Raw genomic sequence first — 11,773 nt, 5'->3', positions numbered from 1 at the left:
GGTGGCGCCTTCTCGCCGTCCGCTCAGCGGGGGCGGTGCAGCCGGTCGCCGCCCGCCAGGATCGCCTCCGCGAGGGCGTCCGCCGCCTCCTGGGTCTCCCCGCCCCGGCGCCCCCTGCGGAGCACGAAACCCACGTCCCCGAGCTCCGGAAGCCCCGCGCGGGCCGGCACCGGCACGAGCCCCGGCGGCACCAGGCCCCGTGTGTGCGCCATGACCCCGAGCCCCGCGCGGGCCGCCGCCACGTTCGCGCTCAGGCTGGAACTCGTGCACGCGATCCGCCACGCCCTGCCCTGCGCCTCCAGGGCCTCCAGGGCCCGCGCCCGGGTGATCCCCGGCGGCGGGTACAGGATCAGCGGCACCGGACGGTCCGGGTCGAGCCGCAGCCCCGGCGCCCCGATCCAGACGAGCGTGTCCTCCCACACGAGCCGGCCCTCGCTCTCCGTCCCGCGCCGCTTGGCCAGGATCAGATCCAGCCGGCCGGCCGCCAGCCGGGCCTGGAGCGTCCCGGACAGTTCGACCGTCAGCTCCAGGTCGACCTCCGGGTGCTCGCGCCGGAAGGACTCCAGGATCTCCGGCAGCCGCGTCGTCACGAAGTCCTCCGACGCGCCGAACCGCAGCCGCCCCCGCAGCCGCGTCCCGCCGAAGAAGGCCGCCGCCCGCTCGTGCGCCTGGAGGATCGTGCGCGCGAAGCCGAGCATCGCCTCGCCGTCCTCCGTCAGCTCCACGCGGTGCGTGTCCCGGGCGAACAGCGGACGGCCCGTCGCCTCCTCCAGGCGCCGCACGTGCTGGCTGACGGTGGACTGGCGCAGCCCGAGACGGTCCGCGGCCCGCGTGAAGCTCAGCGTCTGGGCCACGGCGAGGAAGGTGCGCAGCTGGGTGGGCTCGTACACCCCCCGAGGCTATCGCGAACCGTGATGACAGTCAGAGCACTGTACGGGATTCCCGATCACCGGCCCGTGGAGCAGGATGGACGGGCGCGACCCACCCCGCAGTACACAGAGCAGTGGAGCCCATGACCCCCCGCACGACCGGCCGCACCGCCCGCCGTCCCCTCCGCCTGCCGTCCCGGCTGCCCGTCGACGGGTACGTCCTCGCCCTGCTCGGCACGGTCGCCCTCGCCGCGCTCCTCCCCGCCTCCGGGGCCGCCGCGAGCGTCACGGAAGGCGCGTCGACCGGGGCCGTCGCCCTGCTCTTCTTCCTCTACGGGGCCCGGCTCTCCACCCGCGAGGCCCTCGACGGCCTCAAGCACTGGCGGCTCCACCTCACCGTCCTCGGCGCCACCTTCCTGCTCTTCCCGCTCCTCGGCCTCGCCGCGCGCGGCCTCGTGCCCGGCGTCCTCACCCCCCAGCTCTACAGCGGCTTCCTCTTCCTCTGTCTGGTGCCGTCCACCATCCAGTCCTCCATCGCGTTCACGTCGATCGCCCGGGGCAACGTGCCCGCCGCGATCTGTGCCGGCTCGTTCTCCTCGCTCGCCGGCATCGTCCTCACCCCGCTGCTCGCGGCCCTGCTCCTCGGGAACAGCGCGGGCGGCCTCTCCGCCGACGCGCTCCTGAAGATCGTGCTCCAACTCCTCGTGCCGTTCCTGGCCGGGCAGATCCTGCGCCGCTGGGTCGGAGCCTTCCTGGTCCGCCACAAGAAGGTCCTCGGACACGTCGACCGGGGGTCGATCCTCCTCGTCGTCCACACCGCCTTCAGCCAGGGCATGGTCGCCGGCATCTGGCACCTGGTGACCCCCGCGCGGCTCGGCACGCTGCTCGCCGTCGAGGCCGTGCTCCTCGCTTTGATGCTGGCCCTGACCTGGTACGGGGCCGGGCGTCTCGGCTTCGGCCGGGCCGACCGGATCGCCATCCAGTTCGCCGGCTCCAAGAAGAGCCTGGCCGCCGGGCTGCCGATGGCGAGCGTCCTCTTCGGCCCCCAGGCCTCCCTCGCCGTGCTCCCGCTGATGCTCTTCCACCAGATGCAGCTGATGGTCTGCGCGGTCATCGCGAAGCGCCGTTCGCGCGATCCGGAGCCCGCCGGGATCCCGGGGACGCCCGCGGCGGCCGCCGCCCCCGGAGCCGTACCCGCCCCCGAGGTCCCGTCGACCGGCACGTGACCCCGGTGCGGTCTGTCGGCCGGATCACGCCCACGCCCCACCCGTGATGATCATCCGGGCCGCTACGGTGCTCCCATGCCCGCACTCGATCCCGGCAGCACCGCGCTGGTCCTCGTCGACCTGATGGAACGCATCGTCGCGCTGCCCCTCGCCCCCCGTCCCGGCACCGACGTCCTCGCCGCGTCCGCCCGCCTCGCCGACGCCTTCCGGGACGCCGGCGCGCCCGTCGTCCACATCCGCGTCGAGCGGCCCCACGTCGACACCCAGCCGCCCGGCAGCGAGCTCGTCCCCGACCTCGTCCGGGACGGTGACCACGTCGTCGTCAAGCGCACCATCGGCGGCTTCCAGGACACCGGCCTCCACGAGCTGCTCGCCGGACTCGGCGCGACCACCCTGGTCCTCGGCGGCATCGCCACCAACCTCGGCGTGGAGTCCACGGCCCGCGCCGCCTGCGACCTGGGCTACGAGCTGGTCTTCGCCGAGGACGCCATGGCCGCCCTCACCGCCGACGAGCACCGCGCCTCCGTCGACCTCGACTTCCCGCGCCTCGGCACGGTCGCCGCCGCCTCCGCGATCACCCTGGGCGGCCCCGAGTGACCCCGGTCCCGATACGGTACGGGGCCCGCCCCTGCTCCCTGGTCGTCTGCCGGGGCTGCTGCTGCGGCGACCCCCGCAAGAACCCGGGCATGGACCACGCGGGCCAGCTGGCCCGCCTGCGCGCGGCCGCCGCGGCCTCCGGGGGCCGCCTGCTCGTCCGTACCAGCGACTGTCTCGGTCCCTGCGCCCAGGCCAACGTCCTCGTCGTCCAGCCCTCCACCGAGGGACGGCGCCGGGGCGGCCGGGCCGCCTGGATCGGCTGGAGCGCGGACGACGACTGCCTCGACGAGGTCCTCGCCTGGACCGAGGCCGGCGGCCCCGGCGTCAGCCCGCCACCGGCCACCCTCGCCCTCCAGATGATCGACCCGCCGAAGAACTAGGGAGCCTTCACGTCGATCCGGTGCTCGCCCGCGTACACGTTCATGTCCGGCCCGCGCAGGAAGCCGACCAGCGTCAGGCCCGTCTCGGCGGCCAGGTCCACGGCGAGCGAGGACGGCGCGGACACCGCGGCGAGCACCGGGATCCCCGCCATCACCGCCTTCTGCGCCAGCTCGAACGAGGCCCGCCCCGACACGAGCAGCACTGCCCGCTCCAGCGGCAGCAGCCCCTCGCGCAGCGCCCGCCCGACGAGCTTGTCCACGGCGTTGTGCCGGCCGACGTCCTCCCGTACGTCGAGCAGCTCGCCGTCCTCCGTGAACAGCGCCGCCGCGTGCAGCCCGCCGGTCGAGTCGAAGACCCGCTGCGCGGCCCGCAGCCGCTCCGGGAGCAGCGAGAGCAGCTCGGGGGTCAGCCGGACCGGGGGAGTGTCGGCGATCGGGAAGCGGGCCGTGGTGCGGACCGCGTCCAGGCTCGCCTTGCCGCACAGCCCGCACGAGGACGTCGTGTAGACGTTCCGCTCCAGCGTGATGTCCGGGACCGTCACCCCGGGGGCCAGCTGCACGTCCACCACGTTGTACGTGTTCCGGCCGTCGTCCGTGGCGCCCGCGCAGTACACGATGTTCCGCACGTCCGACGCCGCCGCCAGGACCCCTTCGCTCACCAGGAAACCGGCCGCGAGGGCGAAGTCGTCGCCCGGTGTGCGCATGGTGATCGCGATCGGCCGCCCGTTCAGCCGGATCTCCAGCGGCTCCTCCGCCACCAGGGTGTCCGGCCGGCTGTTGACCGCACCGCCCCTGATCCGCAGGACACGCCGTCGCTCGGTGACCCGTCCCATCGTGACCGCACTCGATTCTCTCCGCAGGGAAGGCCGGGAAGGCCCTGACCGCCCCATTCTCCGCCACACTCCTCCTCCGAACGCGCGTCCGGGGCCGGCCGGGGAACCCGTGCGGGGCCCGGGGCCTTGTCACGGTCGGCCAAGCGGTACGGGTGAATGTTGGTGGTTTACGTCACCTGTTACTGATCAGTCGCTGGCAAGACTGGGGGATCCTGCCGGACGAACGAACCACCTAGGGGGTCCCGAGTATGACGGGCACTCGCATTGCCGCGCTCGGGCACTACCAGCCCGCCAAGGTGCTGACCAACCACGACCTGGCCGAGCTGGTCGACACGAGCGACGAGTGGATCCTCAGCCGGGTCGGCATCCGCACCCGGCACGTCGCCGGGCCCGACGAGCCCGTCGACGAGCTCGCCGCCCACGCGGGCGGCAAGGCCCTCGCCGCCGCCGGCCTCGCCGCCGGCGACATCGACCTCGTCCTCGTCGCCACCTCCACCGCGATCGACCGCTCGCCCAACACCGCCGCCCGGGTCGCCGCCCGCCTCGGCATGGGCTCGCCCGCCACCATGGACCTCAACGTGGTCTGCGCCGGCTTCACCCACGCGCTCGCCACCGCCGACCACGCGGTCCGGGCCGGGGCGGCCCGCCGCGCCCTCGTCATCGGCGCCGACAAGATGACCGAGATCACCGACTGGACCGACCGCACCACCTGCGTCCTCACGGGTGACGGGGCCGGCGCCGCGATCGTCGAGGCCACCGAGACCGACACCGGCGCCATCGGCCCCGTCCTGTGGGGCTCGGTCCCGGAGATGGGCCACGCCGTCCGCATCGAGGGCACCCCGCCCCGCTTCGCCCAGGAGGGCCAGTCCGTCTACCGCTGGGCCACCCAGCAGCTGCCCGCCCTCGCCCGGCAGACCTGCGAGCGCTCCGGCATCGCCCCCGAGGAGCTCGCGGGCGTCGTCCTGCACCAGGCCAACCTGCGGATCATCGAGCCGCTCGCCGCGAAGATCGGCGCCGTCAACGCGGTCGTCGCCCGGGACGTCGTCGACTCCGGCAACACCTCGGCCGCCTCCATCCCGCTGGCCCTGGCCAAGCTGGTCGAACGCGGCGAACTGCCCTCCGGCGCCCCCGTCCTCCTCTTCGGCTTCGGCGGCAACCTCTCGTACGCCGGACAGGTCGTCCGCGTCCCGTAAGGTCCGCCGGGAGCAAGGCCGCCCGGTCCGCCGGACGGCCGGCCCCGTGACCCGTTCGGCGGAGCCCGGTGGCGGCGCGCCGGGGGCGGACCTAGCTTCGATCGCGGTGAGGGTCGTCCCTTTCCGGACGCGGAATCGCTCCGCGACCGGGCCCTCGCGCGATCTGGAGGACCGCCATGCGCGCGATACGCGCCGCTTCCGCCGCCCTGCTCAGCGCCGTCGCCCTCATGTCGGCCGCGCCCCTGGCCCTGGCCGGTGACGGCAACAACAACATCACGTCGTTCGGTTTCTCCGTCACCCCCGCGACGATCACCCCCGGCGGCACCGTCACCCTCACCTCCGACGGCTGCGAAGTGCCGTCCGTGACCGTCACCTCCGGCGTGTTCGACACCGTGACCCTCACCGAGGGCCGCCCGGGCACCGCGACCGTCGACGTCGACGCCAAGGCCGGAGCCCAGTACGAGATCACCTTCGACTGCAAGGGCGAGCGGGGCACCACCCCGCTCACCATCGCCCAGGGCGGCGACACCGGCACGCACACCGGAGCCCACAAGGGCGTGAAGGCGGGTTACGGAACCACCGCCGCCTCCGGCACCGACACCGACGGGCTCGGCACCACCGAGGTGGTCACGGGCGTCCTGCTCATCGCCGGAGCGCTCGGCGCCGCCGTCGTGCTCACCCGCCGCCGCGCCGGCGGCCGCGCCTGACGGCCGGGACCCGGGGGCCCTGAAACGGCCCCTCCGCCCCGGTGTGACGAGGTCCGGGGCGGAGGGGCGCCAGCACGTGCGGGGCAGCGCGACGGGAGGTACCGCAGGGGAGCGAGGAGGGCGGAGGACGTGGGGCGTTCGGACGGTACGGGACGCGCGGAGGACCCGGCGGGACGGGCGGAGGACACCGGACGCGCCGAGGCCACGGGGCGCCCGGACGGCACCGGACGGCGCGGCGCCTGGGGCGTCATCGCCGTCGTCCTGCTCGTCGGCGTGCACCTCGTGCGCGGCGGCGCGGAGGAGTTCCGGGCCGACGGCCCGCCGCAGCCGCTCGCCGCGGCCGCGCCCGACGGGACCCGGGCCGACGTCTCCGCCCTCGCCCCCCTCTCCGTACCCGATCCGCTGCCCGCCTCGCCCCCGGTCCGCGTCCGCGTCCCCGCCGTCCGCGTCGACGCGCCCGTCACCGCGGTCGGGCTCGACGCCGACGGCTGGATCGAGGCCCCGCCGCCCGAGGACGACCGGCTCGCGGGCTGGTTCACCGGCGCCGTCACCCCCGGCGAGCGCGGCACCGCCGTCGTCGTCGGCCACGTCGACACCCCGGGCGGCCCCGCCGTCTTCTACGACCTCGGCGCCCTCGCCAAGGGGCACCGCGTCGAGATCGCCCGCCGCGACGGCAGGACCGCCGTCTTCGCCGTGTACGGGGTCGAGGTCGTCCCCAAGGAGGGCTTCCCCGCCGAACGCGTCTACGGCGGCACCGGCGTCCCCGAACTGCGGCTCATCACCTGCGGCGGCACCTTCACCCAGGAGAACGGCTACGCGGGGAACGTGGTGGTCTCGGCCCGCCTCGTCGACGTGCGCTGACCACCCCCTTCTCCCGCCACGCCCCCGCCTTTGTCCCCAACCGGGAAAAAGTCGGGGTGGATTCCTGCTCAACTTCTTCCCACCCCGGTACGCCGCTGCTACGTTCCCCTCGAAAGCCCGAACACGAGCGTGTGCGAGAGGGAGGGGCGCGTGAGGCGCATGACGGCACGACCTGCCAACCGGCACCAGGCGCGGCTCCTCCGGCTGTTGCGCGACGGAGGACCCAACTCCCGCGCACAGCTGGGAGACCAGATCGACCTCTCGCGCTCCAAGCTCGCCGTCGAGGTCGACCGGCTCCTGGAGACCGGCCTCGTCGTCGCCGACGGCCTCGCCGCCTCCCGGGGCGGACGCCGCTCGCACAACATCCGCCTCGCGCCCGAACTCCGCTTCCTCGGCATCGACATCGGCGCCACCTCCATCGACGTCGCCGTCACCAACGCCGAGTTGGAGGTGCTCGGGCACCTCAACCACCCCATGGACGTCCGCGAGGGCCCCGTCGCCGTCTTCGAACAGGCCCTGTCGATGGCCGCGAAACTCCGCTCCACGGGCATTGCGGAAGGATTCGACGGCGCCGGCATCGGCGTCCCCGGACCCGTCCGCTTCCCCGAGGGCGTCCCCGTCGCACCCCCGATCATGCCCGGCTGGGACGGTTTCCCCGTACGGGAGGCACTCAGCCAGGAACTCGGCTGCCCCGTCATGGTCGACAACGACGTGAACCTCATGGCCATGGGGGAGCAGCACGCCGGAGTCGCCCGCTCCGTCGGCGACTTCCTCTGCGTCAAGATCGGAACCGGCATCGGCTGCGGCATCGTCGTCGGCGGCGAGGTCTACCGCGGCACGACGGGCAGCGCCGGCGACATCGGACACATCCAGGTCCAACCCGACGGCCGCCCCTGCGCCTGCGGCAACAACGGCTGCCTGGAAGCCCACTTCAGCGGCGCCGCCCTGGCCCGCGACGCCGAGGACGCGGCCCGCGCGGGCCGCTCCGAGGAACTCGCCGCCCGCCTCACGGCGGCCGGACACCTCACCGCCGCCGACGTCGCCGCGGCCGCCGCCGCCGGCGACGCCACCTCACTCGCCCTCATCCGCGAGGGCGGCAACCGGGTCGGGCAGGTCATCGCCGGACTCGTCAGCTTCTTCAACCCCGGTCTGGTGGTGATCGGCGGCGGCGTCACCGGCCTCGGTCACAACCTCCTCGCCAGTGTCCGCACCCAGGTCTACCGGCAGTCACTGCCCCTGGCCACCGGCAACCTCCCCATCGTCCTCGGAGAACTCGGCCAGACCGCCGGCGTCACCGGCGCGGCCCGCCTCATCAGCGACCACCTCTTCTCCCCGGCGTAACACCTCCGTGTAGTCCGCCGGCCCGGCCCGGTGGTGCGCGCCCACCCGGGCCGCACCCCGCCCGCCCACGTCGCCACCCCACTCGCCCAGGCGCCGCCCGCACCCGTGCGGCCGGCCGCCCGCACCCGCCGAGGGGAACTTCGTCATGGCCCCAGAACAACCACCACCCCTGCTCACCATGGAAGGCATCACCAAGACCTTCCCCGGCGTCCGCGCCCTCGACGGCGTGGACCTCGACGTCGCCCCCGGCGAAGTCCACTGCCTCCTCGGCCAGAACGGCGCCGGCAAATCCACCCTCATCAAGGTCCTCGCCGGCGCCCACCAACCCGACGACGGCCGCATCACCTGGAACGGCGAACCCGTCCGGCTCCGCTCCCCGAGCGCCGCCGTCCGCCTCGGCATCGCCACCATCTACCAGGAACTCGACCTCGTCGAAGGCCTCTCCGTCGCCGAGAACGTCCACCTCGGACACGAGCCCACCACCGCCGGCTTCGTCCGCACCCGCGCCGCACACGACACCACCACCGCCCTCCTGAAACGGCTCGGTCACCCCGAGATCGACCCCGCCCGCCGCGTCGGCGAACTCTCCGCCGCCCAACGGCAGATCGTCTCCATGGCCCGCGCCCTCTCCCACGACGTCCGCCTCATCGTCATGGACGAACCCTCCGCCGCCCTCGACCCCGACGAGGTCGCCAACCTCTTCCGGATCGTCGCCGACCTCACCGCCGACGGCGTCGCCGTCGTCTACATCTCCCACCGCCTGGAGGAGATCCGCCGCATCGGCGACCGCGTCACCGTCCTCAAGGACGGCCGCGCCGTCGCCCGCGGACTGCCCGCCGCGGCCACCCCCACCCGCGAGGTCGTCGCCCTCATGACCGGCCGGGACGTCCCGTACGTCTTCCCCGACAGGCCCGCCGCACCCCCCGCCGCCGAACCCGTCCTCCGCGTCCAGGGCCTCGCCAGAAAAGGGGAGTTCGAGGCACTCGACCTCGAACTCCGCCCCGGGGAGATCGTCGGCCTCGCCGGGCTCGTCGGCTCCGGACGCTCCGAGATCCTGGAGACCGTCTACGGAGCCCGGAGACCCACCGCCGGCCGGGTCCTCGTCGACGGCCGGCCCCTGCGGCCCGGCAGCGTCCCCGCCGCCGTCCGCGCCGGCCTCGGCCTCGCCCCCGAGGAACGCAAGGCCCAGGGCCTGCTCCTCCTCGAATCCGTCACCCGCAACGTCTCCGTCTCCTCCCTCGCCCGCTTCTCCCGCGCCGGCTGGATCGACCGCACCGCCGAACGCGACACCGCCAGGACCGCGACCCGCGCACTGTCCCTCCGCCCCGACCACCCCGACGCCCGCGTCCGCACCCTCTCCGGCGGCAACCAGCAGAAGGCCGTCCTCGCCCGCTGGCTGCTCCGCGGCTGCCGCGTCCTCCTCCTCGACGAACCCACCCGCGGCGTCGACGTCGGCGCCCGCGCCGAGCTGTACGCCGTCATCCGCCGCCTCGCCGACGACGGCCTCGCCGTCCTCCTCGTCTCCAGCGAGGTCCCCGAAGTCCTCGGCCTCGCCGACCGCGTCCTCGTCCTGCGCGAGGGCCGGGTCGTCCACGAGGCGCCCGCCCGCGACCTCGACGAACACCGCGTACTCGACCTCGTGATGGAAGGGAGCCCGACGGCATGACGCTCACCACCCCCGCCGAGGCACCGGCCCGGGACGGCCGCCGGCGCGCACTGGGCCTCAGGGCCGACGTCCGCAACCTGTCCCTCCTCGGTGTCCTCGCCGCCCTGGTCGCCGTCGGCGGCCTCACCCGGCCCGCCGAGTTCCTCGCCGGCTCCAACCTCCAACTCGTCCTCACCCAGGCCTCCGTCATCGGCGTCGTCACCGTCGGCATGACCTTCGTCATCACCAGCGGCGGCATCGACCTCTCCGTCGGCGCGATCGTCGCCCTCGCCTCCGTCTGGGCCACCACCCTCGCCACCCAGGAGTTCGGCTTCGCCGGGATCCTCTTCACCGCGGTCGCCGTCGGCCTCGGCTGCGGCCTGGTGAACGGCGTCCTCGTCGCGTACGGCGGGATGGTCCCCTTCATCGCCACCCTCGCGATGCTCGCCTCCGCCCGCGGCCTCGCCCTCCAGATCACCGACGGCAGGACGCAGATCGTCACCGTCCCGTCCGTCCTCGACCTCGGCGTCCCCGACGCCTACGTCCTCGGAATCCCCCCGCTCGTCCTCGTCTTCGCCGCCGTCACCGCCGCCGGATGGCTCCTGCTCAACCGCACCACCTTCGGCCGCCGCACGATCGCCGTCGGCGGCAACCCCGAGGCCGCCCGCCTCGCCGGCATCGACGTCCGCCGCCAGCGCCTCCTCCTCTACCTCCTCTCCGGCCTGTGCTGCGGCATCGCCGCCTTCCTCCTGATCGTGCTCGCGGGATCGGGCCAGAACACCAACGGCAACCTGTACGAACTCGACGCCATCGCCGCCGCCATCATCGGCGGCACCCTCCTCAGCGGCGGCCGCGGCACCATCGTCGGCTCCGTCCTCGGCGTCCTCGTCTTCACCACGATCACCAACATCTTCGCCCTCAACAACCTGCAGAGCGACGTCCAGCAGATCGCCAAGGGCGCGATCATCGTCGCCGCCGTCCTGGTCCAGCGCCGCACGGTCCGCGACAGCGAAGCCTGAGCCTCCCACCCCGCAGCTCCCCCCCGAAGGGTTGATCCGCCATGCCCGAAACCAGCCGCAGACACCTCCTCCTCGGCGGCGCCGCCGTCTCCGCCGGAGCCCTCCTCACCGCCTGTACGAGCAACGATCCCAAGAACCAGGCCCCCGTCGCGAGCGCCGCCCCCGCCGCCGACGACAAGCCCGGCACCCCCGTCACCATCGGCTTCGCCGGACCGCAGGCCGACCACGGCTGGCTCAACGCCATCAACGAGAACGCCGAACGGCGCGCGAAGAAGTACAGCGACGTCACCCTGGAGATCACCGAGGGCTCCAACGACACCGCCGCCCAGATCGGCCAGGTCCAGACCCTCATCAACAAGAAGGTCGACGTCCTCGTCGTCCTCCCCGCCGACGGCAAGGCCCTCACCCAGGTCGGCCTCCAGGCCATGAAGGCCGGCATCCCCGTCGTCAACCTCGACCGGATCTTCGCCTCCCCGCAGGCCTACCGCTGCTGGATCGGCGGCGACAACTACGGCATGGGCCTCAACGCCGGCCGCTTCATCGGCGAACAGCTCAAGGACAAGCCGAACGCCACCGTCGTCGAACTCGCCGGCATGGACAGCCTGGAACTCACCAAGCAGCGCACCCAGGGCTTCGACGACGCCCTCAAGAACTACCCCAACATCCGCAAGGTCGCCCGCCAGGCCGCCGACTTCACCGTCGAGTCCGGCCAGGCGAAGATGGCACAACTCCTGCAGGCGCAGCCGAAGTTCGACGCCCTGTGGAACCACGACGACGACCAGGGCGTCGGCGCGCTCCGCGCCATCGCCCAGGCCGGCCGCAAGGACTTCCTGATGGTCGGCGGCGCCGGGGCCAAGTCCGCCATGGACGCCATCAAGGCCGACGACAGCGTCCTCAAGGCCACCGTCCTCTACCCGCCGACCATGGCCGCCTCCGCGATCGACCTCGCGCGCGCCCTCGGCCAGAAGAAGGGGATCGGCGGCATGGCCGAGCTGGAGATCCCCGCCTCGATCACCCTCTACTCGGCCGTCGTCACCAAGGAGAACGTCGACGAGTACCTCCCCACCGGCTTCAACTGACCTCGCCGGCCCAGGGAACGACC

12 protein-coding genes are annotated in these 11,773 nt (G+C 73.7%); 10 read left to right on the top strand and 2 right to left on the bottom strand.

The window, feature by feature from the left end; translation table 11 throughout:
• Nucleotides 1–23 precede the first annotated feature (23 nt).
• Nucleotides 24–890, bottom strand: coding sequence for a LysR substrate-binding domain-containing protein (locus tag IE237_RS20475; protein ID WP_189803495.1), 867 nt, complete (start codon nucleotides 888–890; stop codon nucleotides 24–26).
• A gap of 122 nt (nucleotides 891–1,012) precedes the next feature.
• On the opposite strand from IE237_RS20475, the gene IE237_RS20470 reads away from it, so the two are divergent.
• The 3 genes from IE237_RS20470 (at nucleotide 1,013) to IE237_RS20460 (ending at nucleotide 3,072) form a co-directional block, all read left to right on the top strand.
• Nucleotides 1,013–2,095, top strand: a complete 1,083-nt coding sequence (locus tag IE237_RS20470) for a bile acid:sodium symporter family protein (protein WP_189803494.1) — start codon at nucleotides 1,013–1,015, stop codon at nucleotides 2,093–2,095.
• Between the two features lie 75 nt (nucleotides 2,096–2,170).
• Nucleotides 2,171–2,692, top strand: a complete 522-nt coding sequence (locus IE237_RS20465; protein ID WP_189803493.1) for an isochorismatase family protein — start codon at nucleotides 2,171–2,173, stop codon at nucleotides 2,690–2,692.
• Nucleotides 2,689–3,072 carry a (2Fe-2S) ferredoxin domain-containing protein gene (locus IE237_RS20460; protein ID WP_189803492.1) on the top strand — a complete coding sequence of 128 codons (384 nt, stop codon included), beginning with the start codon at nucleotides 2,689–2,691 and terminating at the stop codon, nucleotides 3,070–3,072. The genes IE237_RS20465 and IE237_RS20460 overlap by 4 nt, the downstream gene beginning before the upstream one ends.
• Here IE237_RS20460 and fdhD read toward each other — a convergent pair.
• On the bottom strand, nucleotides 3,069–3,905 hold the full coding sequence (gene fdhD / locus IE237_RS20455) for a formate dehydrogenase accessory sulfurtransferase FdhD (protein ID WP_189803491.1): 837 nt from the start codon (nucleotides 3,903–3,905) through the stop codon (nucleotides 3,069–3,071). The two genes, IE237_RS20460 and fdhD, sit on opposite strands and share 4 nt — an antisense overlap.
• Nucleotides 3,906–4,153: 248 nt before the next feature.
• On the opposite strand from fdhD, the gene IE237_RS20450 reads away from it, so the two are divergent.
• From IE237_RS20450 to IE237_RS20420, 7 genes are all read left to right on the top strand, one after another.
• On the top strand, nucleotides 4,154–5,098 hold the full coding sequence (locus tag IE237_RS20450) for a beta-ketoacyl-ACP synthase III (protein ID WP_189803490.1): 945 nt from the start codon (nucleotides 4,154–4,156) through the stop codon (nucleotides 5,096–5,098).
• A gap of 176 nt (nucleotides 5,099–5,274) precedes the next feature.
• On the top strand, nucleotides 5,275–5,805 hold the full coding sequence (locus tag IE237_RS20445; protein WP_189803489.1) for a hypothetical protein: 531 nt from the start codon (nucleotides 5,275–5,277) through the stop codon (nucleotides 5,803–5,805).
• A gap of 129 nt (nucleotides 5,806–5,934) precedes the next feature.
• A complete protein-coding gene (locus tag IE237_RS20440) occupies nucleotides 5,935–6,666 on the top strand; it encodes a class F sortase (protein ID WP_189803488.1) in 732 nt (243 codons plus the stop codon).
• Between the two features lie 159 nt (nucleotides 6,667–6,825).
• Nucleotides 6,826–8,007 carry an ROK family transcriptional regulator gene (locus tag IE237_RS20435; protein ID WP_189803487.1) on the top strand — a complete coding sequence of 394 codons (1,182 nt, stop codon included), beginning with the start codon at nucleotides 6,826–6,828 and terminating at the stop codon, nucleotides 8,005–8,007.
• 145 nt (nucleotides 8,008–8,152) lie between these two features.
• On the top strand, nucleotides 8,153–9,673 hold the full coding sequence (locus tag IE237_RS20430) for a sugar ABC transporter ATP-binding protein (RefSeq protein ID WP_189803486.1): 1,521 nt from the start codon (nucleotides 8,153–8,155) through the stop codon (nucleotides 9,671–9,673).
• The gene (locus IE237_RS20425; RefSeq protein ID WP_189803485.1) at nucleotides 9,670–10,671 is read left to right on the top strand and encodes an ABC transporter permease; all 1,002 of its coding nucleotides are present in this window, start codon (nucleotides 9,670–9,672) and stop codon (nucleotides 10,669–10,671) included. The genes IE237_RS20430 and IE237_RS20425 overlap by 4 nt, the downstream gene beginning before the upstream one ends.
• 41 nt (nucleotides 10,672–10,712) lie before the next feature.
• The gene (locus IE237_RS20420; RefSeq protein WP_189803484.1) at nucleotides 10,713–11,750 is read left to right on the top strand and encodes a substrate-binding domain-containing protein; all 1,038 of its coding nucleotides are present in this window, start codon (nucleotides 10,713–10,715) and stop codon (nucleotides 11,748–11,750) included.
• Nucleotides 11,751–11,773: the final 23 nt, after the last annotated feature.

Origin of the sequence: Streptomyces tanashiensis, from assembly GCF_014648895.1 — a bacterium.
Classification (GTDB): Bacteria; Actinomycetota; Actinomycetes; order Streptomycetales; family Streptomycetaceae; genus Streptomyces; species Streptomyces tanashiensis.
The sequence above is the reverse complement of the archived record's forward strand: the minus strand, read 5'-3'. Positions and strand labels throughout refer to the sequence as shown.